This is a genomic window from Anabaena sp. UHCC 0187 (genome assembly GCF_009712035.1).
Lineage (GTDB): Bacteria > Cyanobacteriota > Cyanobacteriia > Cyanobacteriales > Nostocaceae > Dolichospermum.
This window is the reverse complement of sequence record NZ_VILB01000004.1, coordinates 35,609-50,481: the sequence shown is the minus strand read 5'-3', so window position 1 is coordinate 50,481 and position 14,873 is coordinate 35,609. Positions and strand designations below refer to the sequence as shown.

Annotated in this window: 11 protein-coding genes; 5 read left to right on the top strand and 6 right to left on the bottom strand. The window is 37.6% G+C overall.

From position 1 onward, the window contains the following. The first annotated feature begins 25 nt into the window (after positions 1-25). On the top strand, positions 26-415 hold the full coding sequence (locus FJR11_RS03960) for an IS630 transposase-related protein (RefSeq protein WP_168502421.1): 390 nt from the start codon (positions 26-28) through the stop codon (positions 413-415). 82 nt (positions 416-497) lie between these two features. Here FJR11_RS03960 and FJR11_RS03955 read toward each other — a convergent pair whose 3' ends face one another. Continuing rightward, on the bottom strand, positions 498-4,139 hold the full coding sequence (locus FJR11_RS03955) for a hydantoinase B/oxoprolinase family protein (protein ID WP_168502420.1): 3,642 nt from the start codon (positions 4,137-4,139) through the stop codon (positions 498-500). 113 nt (positions 4,140-4,252) lie between these two features. Between FJR11_RS03955 and FJR11_RS03950 the strand changes: the two genes are divergently transcribed. Continuing rightward, complete coding sequence (locus FJR11_RS03950; RefSeq protein WP_168502419.1) at positions 4,253-5,146, top strand: bestrophin family protein; 894 nt, start codon at positions 4,253-4,255, stop codon at positions 5,144-5,146. Positions 5,147-5,181: 35 nt separating this feature from the next. Here the strand turns inward: FJR11_RS03950 and FJR11_RS03945 are convergent, their stop codons facing one another. From FJR11_RS03945 to FJR11_RS03930, 4 genes are all read right to left on the bottom strand, one after another. Next, entirely contained in the window at positions 5,182-6,108 is a 927-nt protein-coding gene (locus tag FJR11_RS03945; RefSeq protein WP_168502418.1) for an alpha/beta fold hydrolase, read from the bottom strand. Positions 6,109-6,128: 20 nt separating this feature from the next. Continuing rightward, positions 6,129-6,953 (bottom strand): SDR family oxidoreductase, encoded by an 825-nt coding sequence (locus tag FJR11_RS03940; protein WP_168502417.1) that lies wholly within the window; start codon positions 6,951-6,953, stop codon positions 6,129-6,131. Between the two features lie 380 nt (positions 6,954-7,333). Then, complete coding sequence (locus FJR11_RS03935; protein ID WP_168502416.1) at positions 7,334-7,984, bottom strand: pentapeptide repeat-containing protein; 651 nt, start codon at positions 7,982-7,984, stop codon at positions 7,334-7,336. Between the two features lie 187 nt (positions 7,985-8,171). After that, positions 8,172-8,663, bottom strand: a complete 492-nt coding sequence (locus tag FJR11_RS03930) for a hypothetical protein (RefSeq protein ID WP_168502415.1) — start codon at positions 8,661-8,663, stop codon at positions 8,172-8,174. 207 nt (positions 8,664-8,870) lie between these two features. Between FJR11_RS03930 and FJR11_RS03925 the strand changes: the two genes are divergently transcribed. From FJR11_RS03925 to FJR11_RS03915, 3 genes are all read left to right on the top strand, one after another. Beyond that, complete coding sequence (locus tag FJR11_RS03925) at positions 8,871-9,395, top strand: Ycf51 family protein (RefSeq protein ID WP_168502414.1); 525 nt, start codon at positions 8,871-8,873, stop codon at positions 9,393-9,395. Between the two features lie 216 nt (positions 9,396-9,611). Continuing rightward, a complete protein-coding gene (locus tag FJR11_RS03920) occupies positions 9,612-10,760 on the top strand; it encodes an iron-containing alcohol dehydrogenase family protein (RefSeq protein WP_168502413.1) in 1,149 nt (382 codons plus the stop codon). A 121-nt stretch (positions 10,761-10,881) separates the two neighbouring features. Continuing rightward, complete coding sequence (locus FJR11_RS03915; protein WP_168502412.1) at positions 10,882-12,087, top strand: aspartate aminotransferase; 1,206 nt, start codon at positions 10,882-10,884, stop codon at positions 12,085-12,087. A 152-nt stretch (positions 12,088-12,239) separates the two neighbouring features. On the opposite strand, the gene FJR11_RS03910 is transcribed toward FJR11_RS03915, so the two are convergent. Continuing rightward, on the bottom strand, positions 12,240-14,588 hold the full coding sequence (locus tag FJR11_RS03910) for a dynamin family protein (protein ID WP_168502411.1): 2,349 nt from the start codon (positions 14,586-14,588) through the stop codon (positions 12,240-12,242). Between the last annotated feature and the right edge of the window lie 285 nt (positions 14,589-14,873).

The following is a 14,873-nucleotide window of genomic DNA, read 5'->3' as shown; positions in this document are numbered from 1 at the left end:
TTGAGAAGATAAAAGTAAAAATAAGATGAAACCCTACTCAATAGATCTGCGGGAGAAAATTATTAGCGTTTACGAAGCGGGAAATACATCTATTAGGAAAGTAGCAGAAAGATTCAAGGTAAATAAAAATACAGTACAAGACCTAGTGAAGCGAAAACGAGAACAAGGGACACTAGAGCCAAGTGTAGCGACTGGAGGAAAACCGAGCCAACTATCTGGTTATGAACAACAGATAGAGGAAATGGTAGCAGAACATCTAGACTATACCCTAGCCGAATACTGTGAGTATTGGGGAGAAAAAACCGGGGTAAGACTAAGTGAAAGTGCAATGTGCAGATTTCTTCAAAAACAGAAGCTCACCATCAAAAAAAACAGTACGAAGCAGTCAAGCAGGGACAGAAATTACACAAAATAAACGGTTGAATTACTGAACAAGCATCCGAGATGTTCTGGCAGATGACCTGGTTTTCCTGGATGAAATGTGAATATTACTAGGACTAATGAGAGGAAGGGGCAGAAGTAAAAAGGGAGACAGAGTGTACAAAGTCTGCATTTATCTCCCCATAACCACCACCCCCAGGAGTTTCAATCACAAATATATCCCCAGAATTCATTTCCACCACAGCTTTACTTCCAAATTCTTCCACAGTTCCATTATTTCTTTCCACATAATTTTTACCTATCATACCTGCTTCCCCACCACATAAACCAAAAGGAGGAATAACGCGATGATTTGCTAAAATTCCCGCTGTCATATTTTCCAAAAACCGCAAACGCCGAATTACACCATTTCCACCGTGATATTTACCTTTTCCTCCGCTATGTTTACGAATGGAAAAACTTTCTAAAATCACTGGAAAACGCCATTCTAAAACTTCAGGATCTGTTAATCTAGAATTAGTCATGTGGGTATGAACTGCGTCTGTTCCATGAAAATCTGCACCCGCACCAGAACCACCGCAAATAGTTTCATAATATTGATATTTTTCATTACCAAAAGTGAAATTATTCATTGTTCCTTGGGAAGCAGCTAACACACCCAAAGCACCATATAAAGCATCAGTAATTGCTTGGGAAGTTTCCACATTTCCTGCAACTACCGCAGCCGGATAATGGGGATTTAACATACAACCTTCAGGAATAATCACTTCTAAAGGTTTCATACATCCTGCATTTAAAGGAATATCATCATTTACCAAAGTGCGGAAAACATATAAAACTGCTGCTTTACAAACTGCTGACGGCGCGTTAAAGTTATTATTTAATTGGGGTGAAGTTCCAGTAAAATCTATTTTGGCATTTCTGAGTTTTTTATCAATCGTAATTTTCACTTTAATCATACTTTTATCATCCAAAGCATAACTAAAACTACCATCTTTTAAAACTTCAATTACCCGACGCACTGAGGATTCAGCATTATCTTGCACAAAACCCATATAAGCTTGGACAGTTTCTAAACTATAGTGTTCTACCATTTTCAATAATTCTTTAACTCCCAGTTCATTCGCAGCAATTTGCGCTTTTAAATCGGCGATATTTTGGGGAATATTCCTAGCTGGGTAAGGTTCACTGCTGAGTAAATTAATTAATTCCTGTTCACAGAAAATCCCAGAATTAACTAATTGAAAATTATCTAATAAAATTCCTTCTTCTGTGATGCTTGTACTATAAGGTGGCATAGAACCGGGAGTTATTCCACCAATATCTGCATGATGTCCCCGTGAAGCCACATAAAAAATAGGAAGATGGGAATTTAGAAATACAGGAGTAATCACTGTAATATCTGGAAGATGAGTTCCCCCATTGTAGGGATTATTAGCAGCGAAAACATCACCAGGTTGAATATTATTTTCATGGGTGGAAATTAAAGCCTGGACACTTTCACTCATAGAACCTAAATGTACAGGAATATGGGGGGCATTTGCTACCAATTGTCCATGATGATCAAAAATTGCACAGGAAAAATCTAGCCTTTCTTTGATATTTACAGAAGAACTAGTATTTTGTAATGTTATCCCCATTTGTTCAGCAATTGCCCGAAACAAATTATTGAAAATTTCCAACATGACAGCATCAGGATTTTCAATTTTCTCATTTGTATTTGCCACTGACAACTGACAACTGACAACTGACAAAACTAAGTTTTGAATATTAGTTAATTCCGCTTTCCAGTGGGGTTCAATAATATTTGTACCCGTCGCTTCGACAATAATTGCAGGCCCAGAAATACAGTCTCCCGGTTGTAAATTCTCCCGACGATAAACTGGAGTATCCCACCATTTCCCAGCGGTAAACATCTGCACGGTTGTCTCCGCAACAGGCAAATCATCATTTATCCGAGAAATTACAGATGTAGATGGGGCCTGATGATGTAATACTAACTCCACTGTCACCGCTTCCACAATTAACCTTTTTTCCGGCGCAATAAAGCCATAACGCTGACGATGTAACTCTGCAAACTGATTCTGCATTGCTGCTAAATCGCCGAAATCCACAACTAAAGGTGCATCTGTTCCTTCATATCTTAAAAGCAGTTTTTGATACAACTTTATTTGAGGATTACCAGGATCTTGGCGGTTTAATTCTTGTTTTCCTGCTGCGGCTAATTCCGTGAATACTACTTTTAAATCTGACAATAACCCTAATTCTAAAATTGCTTCAATAGCTTTTTCTTTTAACACCCTCACATCTGCTAAACCCATACCATAGGCAGATAAAACCCCAGAATAGGGATGAATAAATACCTGCTTCATTCCCAAAGCGTCAGCAATTAAACAAGCGTGTTGCCCACCTGCACCACCAAAACAGCATAGAGTATACTCAGATACGTCATAACCCCGCTGGAGGGAGATTTTTTTAATCGCATTGGCCATTTTATCAACAGCAATGGTAAGAAAACCGGTTGCTACTTCTTCCGCTGTGCGATCATCACCAATTTTCTCTATTAATTCCGCAAATTTACCCTTGACAATTTCTGTATTTAATAATTTGTCAGCATTTGCGCCAAATACCTGGGGGAAAAAAGCCGGTTGCAACTTACCTACCATCACATTACAATCTGTCACCGTCAGCGGTCCGCCTTTGGAATAGGAAGCAGGTCCGGGATTTGCACCGGCTGATTCTGGTCCAACGCGATAACGAGAACCATCGAAGTGTAAAATTGAACCACCACCTGCGGCGACGGTATGAATAGCCATCATTGGAGTCCGCAATCTCACTCCAGCTACTTCTGTTTCTAATGTGCGTTCATATTCACCATTGTAATGAGCTACATCCGTAGATGTACCACCCATATCAAAACTAATAATTTTATGGAATCCTTCCATAAGGCTAGTTTGCACCGCCCCAACAATGCCCCCCGCAGGGCCAGATAAGATACTATCTTTACCAAGAAAAGTTTCCGCGTCAGTTAAGCCCCCATGAGATTGCATAAACTGGAGAGTGACGTTTTTTCCCAACTGACTCGCTACCTGATTGACATATCTTCGTAAAATCGGCGATAAATAAGCATCAACTACCGTTGTATCACCCCGACTCACTAATTTCATTAACGGAGTAACTTCATGAGATACGGAAACTTGAGTAAAGCCAATGTTCTTCGCTAGGTTAGCAACCTGTTTTTCGTGATTGGTGTAGCGATAACCGTGCATAAACACAATTGCACAGGAACGAATACCGCTATGATAAGCTCTTTGCAGTTGGGGATAAATATCATCTAAATTTAAATTTATTAATACTTCACCTTGGGCGCTATAACGTTCTTCTACTTCAATGACTTGCTCATACAACATTTCTGGTAAAATAATCTGCCGGGCAAAAATGTCAGGACGGTTTTGATAGGCGATTTTTAAAGCATCCCCAAAGCCTTTGGTGATGACTAAAACTGTTCTATCCCCTTTTTTTTCCAGTAGGGCATTTGTGGCTACTGTTGTTCCCATTTTGACAACGGCGATTTCCTCAGCAGGAATAGTTGCATGATCAGAAATGCCTAATATTTCCCGAATTCCCTGGATTGCTGCATCGGTGTAACGTTCGGGATTTTCGGATAATAGTTTGTAAATTTGTAACTTGCCATCGGGGCGTTTAGCGACAATATCAGTAAATGTACCACCCCTATCAATCCAAAATTCCCAAGTCATGTTAGATTACACCCTTTGCAACATTTATAATATTTTAAAACGTTAATTAGGTATTGGCAGGTGTAGCGGTTGCCTGTATATTTTATCTCATATTCAATATATTAGAGGATTTTATGGTAGAGAAAAAACCGCAATGGTTTGAAATCGCTTTACAAGTCAAAGGTTCAGTCATTGCTGCTATTTACAAACGGGTGCTTTTGTGTGGTGCTTTTGGAGTATTAATTTCTATACTTTATCATTTTAAAGTACCCGTTTCCCAACCAATTTTAGGGACTGTTATTCCCAGTATCGTTTTAGGTTTATTATTAGTATTTCGCACAAATACAGCTTATGACCGCTTTTGGGAAGGGAGAAAATGCTGGGGTGCAATAGTCAATACTATCCGTAATTTAGCCAGACAAATTTGGGTATCTATTGATGAAAAAGAACCAGAAGATAAAGATAATAAAATTGATGCCTTAAACTTACTTGTGGCTTTTGGAGTATCCACAAAACTACATTTACGAGGTGAACCTATAAATAGTGATTTAGAAGCATTAATGCCAGATTCTAAATATATCACTCTCAAGATTATGAATAATCCTCCTTTAGAAGTGGCTTTCTGGATTAGCGATTATTTACAACAGCAATATAACCGTAATTGTATTAATAGTTATCAACTAGCATCTATGCAAAAATTATTGGATATGCTGGTAGATAATTTAGGTGCTTGTGAACGAATTTTAAAAACACCAATACCTCTAGCTTATTCTATTCACCTCAAACAATTATTATTACTATACTGCTTCCTTTTACCATTTCAAATAGTCCAGAGTCTTGGCTGGTGGACTGGGTTAATTTCTGCTTTGATTAGCTTTACTTTGTTAGGGATTGAAGCCATTGGGTTAGAAATAGAAAATCCCTTTGGACATGATGAAAATGACTTACCTTTAGACGCAATTTGTAAAACTATGAAACGGAATATTGATGATTTAATCAGCTTAACTCCTACTGTGCATAAATCCTGAAATTTTCAATAGCAATGGCCATTAAAAATCCCATCTTAATTATGGGAAATAGCAGCGATAAATGGTGATATAGCCTCAACGAATGCCTGAGTATATTCATAGGGCATGACATTTTTCCCAATGATTTTTACTCCCTGACTTTGAGGTAAGCAATTCAGATAATATGCTAATCTTTCATCGGGAGCTTCTGGTTTGCTTTCTTTACTAATACCGCGAGCTTGTTCTCCCACCACTAATAATGTTCGCTGGGGAATTGAGGCAATATCACTACTGTAATCTCTTTGCCAAAATCTCGCTAAAAAAGCAAATACCGCATAACGCCCTTTCATGTTTTTAGCATCTGCCATGAGCGTATTTAACCATTCGTCATCAACATTTTCACGGACAGCAAATAATTTTTCAACCGAGAAAGAATACAAAAATTTGCGGGTACGGGCATAGCGGAAAAAAGCATTACCTATAGGAGATGTGAAAATACTCCAAAGTAGTTTTTGTTGCCATTTAGGGGCATTTTTAGTAATAACGGGACGAGATGTAGGATCAGATAATACTAACCCTGAAACTAAGTCTTTTTCCAGTTTCACTAATTCAATGGCAACTGGTAACAAAGCTCCTTGCACGACGATAATCACGGGTTGTTTCACCACAGTTTGCAAGAAATATTGTAACTGTTTTGCCCAATTAATTGGTGTATGCGCTAAGGCTGGCATATCACTTTCACCACATCCCAATAAGTCGGGATTGTAAATAGGATTTTGGTGATTTTTATCATACCATTCTCGGCAAAATCGCTGCCAAAATTGCCGTGATAATCCGACACCAATGGGATGAATTAAAAGTAAAGGAATGCCCGTTGCAGGAGAATTGAGAGGTTGATGAATTTCGTAAGCACAGCGGTATTTTCCCCAAGTATAATACTGGGTTGGAGAGGCTGTTTTGTTGCTGACTGTAGATGATGACATGATGGCAATTTTAATAGTAACTAAAAAATTATGCGAGGATGAATAAATTTATATCCTGCATCTTTCAGTTTTTGATTAGACACCCAGGCATTATATGGGCGGGTATTTTTATTATCTGCATCCCAAGTAACATGAGGTAAATTATTTTTTGTCATCACATTATCAAGTAATTCTTTATTTGTGAGATGACTATCATCTACAAGATTATAAATACCTTGTAAGCGATGCTCACGGGCAAATTCTATACTGCCAACAATATCATCAAGATGAATCCAATTGGTGATATCTTCCCCGTTACCGGGACGGGTTGTTCCTGCGGCTCTACCAAATATTTTTACCAGTTCTCTACCCGGTCCATAAATACCCCCTAAACGTAAAATACAAACACGGGTATTATCATTATTTGCTGATAATAATATATCCTCTGTTTTGCGTAGTAGTTGAGAATTGCGATTAGCTGGCGCGGGTGGAGTTTCTTCGTCTACCCATACACCATTTCTATCTCCATAAATTGAATAACTACCTGTATATATGACTTGGTGAATATTAGGGAATTGGGGTAAAATAGAAACTAAAGTTTTAGCAGTATTTATATAAGTTTCTTCATAAGAATCTGCATTTTTTGCACCAACACTTAATAAGACAACTTCTTGATTTTTTAATACGGCTTTGAGACTTTCTGAATCATTACCTGAAGTGACGATAACTCTTTGTGCTACTGTTTCTAAGGTGGGGATACGTTCTGGGCTAGTTGTAGTTACAGTTAGTTTGAAATTACTGTTTAACTGCCAATATTTGCTAACTGCATAACCCACATAACCACAGCCAATAATTGCAATGTTCATGATCATTAATAGAACTAAAATAAATTATTTTTAACAATTACCGCTCAATCATCAATAGTACAGGAATACAGATTTTTTGACTAATAGGTATTAGTTTAACTTGTTGTTTCTGCCTATTTAGCTATATAACGCTAGGAGGAAGCCACATTAATAATTAAATTTTGTTAACATAGCATTCCTATTTTGTATGTAAACTCGACTTATGGAGTCAACGAGCAGGAAGTAGATTCTCTCACAGATCATGGAGCATGGCTATATTATTATTTTTAGTGACTATTAACTACTATGTTACTCACTGGTAATCTAGTTAGCAAGCAATATTACTAAGTTTTGTATATTATAGGTAATGCTAACTTGCTTTTTAGCCCTGGGAATTGTTTTCAGGTATGAATTATACCATCAGGCATGATAGCTCCAGCTAATTTAGCACCAATCAATTTTACCAGCAGGCGATCGCCTGAACGAATTCTCGCTCCTGTCAAGTCAGCACCCCGCAAGTCAGCACCGCTAAGATCCGCACCAATCAAATTTGCCGAGCGTAAATTGGCATCTCTTAAATCTGCTAACAGTAAGTTAGCTCTAAATAAATTGGCTTCTGACAAATCCGCACCTCTGAGAATCACCTTGTGCATAAAAGTGTCACTGAGATTAGAACCGCTTAAATTTGCATAACTCAAGTTTCTTCCTGATAGATCCCGATTACTCAAATTGGCGCGGCTAAAATCTTTACCACTTAAATCTGAATTTGCCTGTGGTGAGTAAGCATGGGTAGAGGAGGATTTATCCGTGTGATGTGGTGGAGAATAAGAGGGAGTAGGCTGTTTATCTCGTAAAGAGCGCAATTTATCACGAGCTTCATTAAATGATTTTAGCTTTTCCTGTGCTTTATTTTGCAAACGCAGGTTATCTTTGGGGAGGCGGTCCGGATGCCAAACAAACACTAAATCTTTATAAGCCTGGTTAATTTCTTCGAGTGTGGCCCCTAGCTCTAATTCTAAGATTCTGTAGTACCGCTCCAGTTCGCTCGTCATGGTGTATTCGTGAATATTAATATAATAATTGAACAAATGATGATTTATGCAGTCATTTGTTCAGTATAACGATTGATTGCTACTGCTATCCTTTTAACTCTGACTTTTGCTTTATTAAGATCATACCGCAAAATTATTTACAGCTTGGTTTTGATACCAGTATTTCCTCATGTTTGTCCAAATTTTTCTACCTAATTAATTCATCTCGCCAGCGAGTTATCCCTCGCCAATATGCTATAAAGGGAATCTGATAAACTTCAATAAAAATCCAAACAATAATTGCTAAGTGCGATATAAAAGTTAGCCCTGTCCAAATAGATGGAATCCATGAAAGGGGAACATGAGACTGAGGGGGAAAATAATATGCGGTAACACCGATTAAAGTAGTTGGTAAAATAATAAAAGCCATGGCAGCTAAACCATAACCCCAACCTAAATCTACACCAACTAATTGGGATTGTGTCCACTTAAATCCATTCCATTTCCAAACTAATGCTGGTTCTCTGGAAGGCATTTTGATTTGCTGTAGTTCTAAGTTGATTGTAAAAATTTCGTTGCAAAAATCACAATACATTGACTCCATCATCGGCATTTGAGAAACTTTACCAATGCGACATACTGGACATGGATAATCTTCTTGAAAGTTTAAAGACTTCGAGAAAATTGGAGAATTTTCCATAATCAAACTACTACTTTTTTAACATTGTTAATAGGTAATTGTCACAAATCTTGAATATCGGAAAAAGGGTAACATAATCGGCTATTATAGATGGCAATGATTCATAAAAAGCAATTAAAAATAATTAACAATCTTTCTTTTTTTATTCCGTCCTGCAATACTGGTGTAAACAATAGGTAAAATGGGAATGTCCGTAATTAAAACCTTATGCCTAGTACAGCTAATTTTCTGCAATACACCGAATGGTGTGGTATTGCGACAATAGTATTTGCAGTTCTGACAATCTTGGCTTTCATTCTCAAATGGGGCTTTCGCTTTCGGCTGGTGGGTGCAACTGGCTTTATGCTGGTACTGACAGGGGGGTTATTTTCACTTTCCCTCGTTCCCCTGAGTCGCACAATTATTCCCGGTGCTGTCAAGTACACCCTAGTTTATGACAACGGTTCTAACCAAACAGTAATTGCAGTCACACCACAAATCACTCCCACAGAATTAGAAGCCACTTTACGTCAAGCAGCTAGTAACCTTTATTCCTATGGTCGCTTAGGTAGCGGTGGAAACAAGCAATTAACAGTCCGCGCCCGCACCATTATCCACCCAGAAATCGGGTTATCTGTACCCCTGTACTTGGGTCAAGTCAACCGCACTTTAGTCAGTCGTGAAGACCCAGCAATGGCAGTAGAAGTTTATCTAGACAAGTTTGCCTCATTACCAAAACCTACAGCTTCATAGGTAACAGATGACAGGTGACAGGTGACAGGTGACAGTAAATTGGTAATTGGCAAATTATTTCCCCCTGCTCCCTGCTCCCTGCTCCCCTACCTCTTTCCTCCTGCTGTATATTTTTCCCTGTTCCCTATTACACAATTTTTTTGCTATATACAATACAATAAGGATTATTTTAAAATTTGATTAAGAAATATCAATAGTTTTGGCAAAATAGAGATCATGCCTAATCAACATTCTACTGAAACTTTATCTACCCAAACCCCTAACTCATTCTTCAGCCTTTCTGTTTCCCCTGGAAAAGTGATTCGCGGTGCGGGTGTGTTATCAACCATTGCGGGTGAAGTCGCTAATTTGGGAACTCGTCCGTTAATTATTGCTGGAAATCAGACTCTCAATCTGAGTCAAGAGAGTTTACAACCTCTTTTCCAATCTTCAGAATTGCATCCTATTTTGGTTTCTTATGGTGCTGATTGTTGTGAAGTTAGTTTGAAGACTTTACGCAAAGCGGCTAAAGAACATAAAGCTGATCTGATTATCGGGATTGGCGGTGGTAAAGCCCTGGATACGGCTAAATTAGTCGCCCACCAATTGACATTACCCGTTGTGACCATTCCCACTTCTGGGGCTACCTGTGCGGCTTGGACTGCCCTTTCTAATGTCTATTCAGAGACGGGGGCGTTTTTGTATGATGTGACTTTATCTCGCTGTCCTGATTTACTAATTTTGGATTATGATTTAATTCAGACTGCACCCCAAAGAACATTAATAGCAGGAATTGGGGATGCGATCGCTAAATGGTATGAAGCCTCAGTGAGTAGTGGACATTTACAACAAACTCTCATTATTGCCGCAGTCCAACAAGCGCGAGTTTTACGAGATATTTTATTACAAAAGTCTGCTGATGCTTTACAGTCTCCCGGTAGCGAAGTTTGGCAACAAGTTGTAGATGCAACTGTACTCCTAGCTGGTGTAATTGGGGGACTAGGAGGGGCGCAATGTCGCACAGTTGCCGCCCATGCAGTCCATAATGGCTTAACCCATCTTTCTGGACATGGGAGTATTCACGGGGAAAAGGTCGCTTATGGTATCCTGGTACAACTGCGGTTAGAAGAAATGATCCAGGGAAATCAATTAGCAGCGTCAGCAAGACAGCAATTATTGAAATTCTATGCAGAGATTGGATTACCCCAAAAATTAGCAGATTTGGGATTAGGTAATATCACTCTAGGTGAGTTACAAACAGCAGCAGAAATTAGTTTAGAACCTAATTCCGATATCCACCGTTTACCCTTTAACGTAGCGTTGGAACATTTGATGGCCGCAATGGTTTCCACCACTGCACCAAATCAATTAAAAGTTAAAAATTAAAAGTTAAAAATGGGTAATTGGTGATTGGTAACGGGTAATAGGTAAATTATTTTCCCCCTGCCCCCTGCCCCCTGCTCCCTACCCCCTGCCCCCTCCCTGTTCCCTATTTCGAGGTGAAAGAATGAGTTTAAGTTGGATTTCTCCCGCAGAACGGATACAAAAATTGCCGCCTTATGTGTTTGCCCGTTTGGACGAATTAAAAGCTAAGGCTAGAGAACAGGGATTAGATTTAATTGATTTGGGTATGGGTAATCCTGATGGCCCCACACCTCAACCAGTCATAGATGCAGCCATAGCAGCTATGCAAAATCCGGCTAATCACGGTTATCCCCCATTTGAAGGAACTGCTAGTTTCCGTAAGTCTATTACCCAATGGTATCATCGCCGTTATGGTGTGACTCTTGATCCTGATAGTGAGGCTTTACCGTTACTCGGTTCTAAGGAAGGTTTGGGGCATTTAGCGATCGCCTATATTAATCCTGGTGATACTGTATTAGTACCTTCACCATCTTACCCTGTGCATTTTCGTGGTCCGATTATTGCTGGGGGAGTTATCCATAATTTAATTCTCAAGGAAGAAAACAATTGGTTAATTGATTTAGCGGCTATTCCTGACGAAGTAGCCAGAAAAGCGAAAATCCTCTATTTCAATTATCCCAGTAATCCAACCGCTGCAACTGCCCCCCGCGAATTTTTTGAAGAAATTGTGGCCTTTGCGCGGAAGTATGAAATCCTTTTAGTCCATGATTTATGTTATGCAGAATTAGCTTTTGATGGTTATCAACCCACTAGCTTATTAGAAATTCCTGGTGCAAAGGAGATTGGTGTAGAGTTTCACACACTCTCTAAAACCTATAATATGGCAGGTTGGCGCGTTGGCTTTGTGGTGGGAAATCGTCACGTTATCCAAGGTTTGCGAACTCTCAAAACCAATTTAGATTATGGCATTTTTTCGGCTTTGCAAACAGCAGCAGAAACTGCCCTTAGTCTCCCTGATTCTTATTTACATGAAGTTCAACAACGTTACCGCACCCGTCGAGATTTTTTAATTGATGGTTTGGGTAAATTGGGGTGGAATATTCCCAAAACGGAAGCAACTATGTATTTGTGGATAAAATGTCCGGTGGGAATGAATTCTACAGATTTTGCTTTAAATGTTTTACAGCAAACTGGGGTGGTTCTGACTCCTGGAAATGCCTTTGGTGTGGGTGGTGAAGGCTATGTGAGAATTAGTTTAATTGCAGATTGCGATCGCTTGGGTGAAGCTTTACAAAGATTCAAGGAAGCGGGTATTTGCTATCAGTCGGAAGTTTCTGTTTCTGCGTGATCATTAAGGTGATATGGGATAGGGGGAAATCACCAATTACCAATCACCTCAAATCTGTTTAAATTAGTGATAATCTTACATATAGAGAAAATGCTTTTTCCAAGTTGAAATTTTCTGACATAGGTAAGTAAAATCAGTTTTCAGGTTTACGATTAAGGTTTCCAACTGTTGAGAGATTGACGAATTAATATTAATTCCTGTAGATATTCATTCAATTTCTCTTTTTGCAGATTCAAGCTATTAATGATTTTATCTGATTCTGCTTCTTTTGTCTCTCTTTTTTTTAGTAGACTATCAAAATCATCCTGAAATTTCTTAATATACTCATTAATTTGTTGTTCCGCTTTTTTGAAATCATCTGCAATCTGTTTTTCAATCACCCTTTGTAGTAATTCTCGATTATTTAAAACTTGTTCATCAATTTTTTGATGAATTAACTTTGTTGTTTCACGTAAATATACTTCATGCAATTCTCCTTTTTCTTCAGACGGAATACTAACAGTGTAAGTTTCTTCAGAACAACACTTTTTCTTCTCTTCTGTTTTTGTCCTTTTAAATACTCCTTGCTGTTGTTTAATTCTTGCGTCAATACCGGGAAATTCAAATTTAGGAAATTGAATTTTATTAATATTTAATTTGACTTGTAATTCTTTCCCCAGATAATCAGATAGTTCATTTGATATCTCTTGGATATCATTTTCAATTTTCAAAGCCAGAATTTCACGAATATTAGTACCATCTCTTACCAATGTATCTTGAGTATCTAACCAGAACTTTTGAATTAGAGAAGCGCAAGATTCATTAATTGTTTTACTAATCTTCTCAGCTTCATTTTTACTGCGAACTCTAATGATATATGGATCAGAATTTTTTTGTATTTCACCCATATCATCATTTGAAGAAGAATTGAAAACTTGAGGTGTTTCTTTAGAAAGAGATGACAGTAAAGATGTACCTCCTTTTACACCTGCTTTAAATATACTTCCCAAACGTTTACTAAAAAGTTCCAAAATACCGCCTCCCACATCAGCAACAATATCACCAATATTACCCCAATCAATATTTTGACTTGTCTTCATAATTGGTGAGCGATGAGCTTTCACTTTTTGGGTGGTAGATAATTTTGTAGATTGAGATTCAGCAATTTGATCAATTTGATATTGAATTTCTGCTTTAGTTTCTTCTGCAAATATATCAATACCTTGACTAAAACCATTGATGAGTATTTGTTTTTGTCTATCTACGGACTTTTTTACATTCTCTACTTTACTTCTAGCATTATCAGAACGTTTTTTGTATTCTTCAATTTTTTTCTTTAATGATGCAATATCCATTTCCCAACCACTAATTTTTGTGTTGAGAGTATCTTCAACTGTTTTAGCTGATTTATCAATTATTGCTAAAACATCACTCAAAAGATTCCAACCTGCATTTTTAGTAATAGTTTCAATGACTGTTTCTTGAATAGTAGGAATACCACTATCTATTAATGCTTGTGGTGCTATTTTCCGAGGTGCTGGAATAGTTTGAGTTCCTTCTTCATCTTCAATTGCATATCTCGCACTAAAGAATTTTTTAAAGTCTTTGGTTTGACTTTCTGTAGCTTTTTGTTGTTGAATTAATTTTGCTAATAATCCTTGTCTGGAACTTGCAGGATAAATAATGGGGTTGGGAAAACCAAAATTAGATAATTCCCGTTGTAAATCTTGAATTACATCTTCAATTTCTCTATCTCTTTCAGTTTTCTGATCAACTTTATTAAGGATAAAGTAAATCTTACCTTTTTCCTGTTCTAAAATTTCCTGGCGATTTTCTAAGACCTCTTTAAATAAGTCAGAAACAGCACTATCTTTGTAAGATGCGTAATTTAAAACAAATAAAATGGCGTTACAAGTTCTTAATGCTTCTAATGCTGTTTGTTTTAATGCAACTGTGTTAAAATTAGCTGATTCCCATTCATTTGGTCCAGGTGTATCTACTAAGGTAAAACCATCAAGGGAAGAAAGTCCACTAATTGCTTCTATATGATGTTCTATTTCAAACCGGATGGTATTATCAGGATTTCCGGTTTCTCTAATTTTACGGGTTCTCAGTAAAAATTTGTGTTGAATTTCTCCTTCATCCCCTTCAGCTATCACAATGGGTTTTCTTGCTCCTGCTTGATATTCTAACAGTCTGGAATCTTGATTAGAGGGAATGTGACGGACATCAGTACGACAAATAGTACAAGCTGCGGTTTCACTAGCTAAAACATCTGCACCAATAACAGCGTTAAGAAATGTACTTTTACCAGCTTTCATAGCTGCAATAACAGCTACTTGATATTTTTGTTCCTTTAGGGCGTTTAATGCTTTATTTATATTATTTTCTACACTTTCTAAACTTTTGGTATCATCACCTTCGCTAAGACGACTTTGGCGAATTTCCTCAATATATTTTAAAAGCCTTGTACCGAGTTTGTAAATACTGCCATGTGCTGATTGGAATTGTTTGGAAGACATATTAACCCTTTAACTATCAAAGTAAAAACAACTAATATTGAAAACACGGACATAAACAAGACGCTTACAATACCAATGCAACTATGTTTAAGTGTAATTGTCAATACTTGTTTTATTAATTTTTCTGATACTTTTTTAAATTAAATACATAAAAATTAAATTATTTTAATAATCCAGGGAATAAATTCCCTGTCTCAAAGCCAAAGTCGGTTAAAACCGACTAGAATCTAGTCTAATTTACTGAGGGAACATTTAACAATCACATCCTGAAAATCCTCAAATCCT

What these genes read in the sequence shown, in the direction of transcription:
- FJR11_RS03930 (WP_168502415.1), bottom strand. Translation starts at nt 8,663, where the DNA reads ATGGAAAATTCTCCAATTTTCTCGAAGTCTTTAAACTTTCAAGAAGAT.
- FJR11_RS03935 (WP_168502416.1), bottom strand. Translation starts at nt 7,984, where the DNA reads ATGACGAGCGAACTGGAGCGGTACTACAGAATCTTAGAATTAGAGCTA.
- FJR11_RS03920 (WP_168502413.1), top strand. Translation starts at nt 9,612, where the DNA reads ATGCCTAATCAACATTCTACTGAAACTTTATCTACCCAAACCCCTAAC.
- FJR11_RS03960 (WP_168502421.1), top strand. Translation starts at nt 26, where the DNA reads ATGAAACCCTACTCAATAGATCTGCGGGAGAAAATTATTAGCGTTTAC.
- FJR11_RS03925 (WP_168502414.1), top strand. Translation starts at nt 8,871, where the DNA reads ATGCCTAGTACAGCTAATTTTCTGCAATACACCGAATGGTGTGGTATT.
- FJR11_RS03940 (WP_168502417.1), bottom strand. Translation starts at nt 6,953, where the DNA reads ATGAACATTGCAATTATTGGCTGTGGTTATGTGGGTTATGCAGTTAGC.
- FJR11_RS03910 (WP_168502411.1), bottom strand. Translation starts at nt 14,588, where the DNA reads ATGTCTTCCAAACAATTCCAATCAGCACATGGCAGTATTTACAAACTC.
- FJR11_RS03950 (WP_168502419.1), top strand. Translation starts at nt 4,253, where the DNA reads ATGGTAGAGAAAAAACCGCAATGGTTTGAAATCGCTTTACAAGTCAAA.
- FJR11_RS03955 (WP_168502420.1), bottom strand. Translation starts at nt 4,139, where the DNA reads ATGACTTGGGAATTTTGGATTGATAGGGGTGGTACATTTACTGATATT.
- FJR11_RS03915 (WP_168502412.1), top strand. Translation starts at nt 10,882, where the DNA reads ATGAGTTTAAGTTGGATTTCTCCCGCAGAACGGATACAAAAATTGCCG.
- FJR11_RS03945 (WP_168502418.1), bottom strand. Translation starts at nt 6,108, where the DNA reads ATGTCATCATCTACAGTCAGCAACAAAACAGCCTCTCCAACCCAGTAT.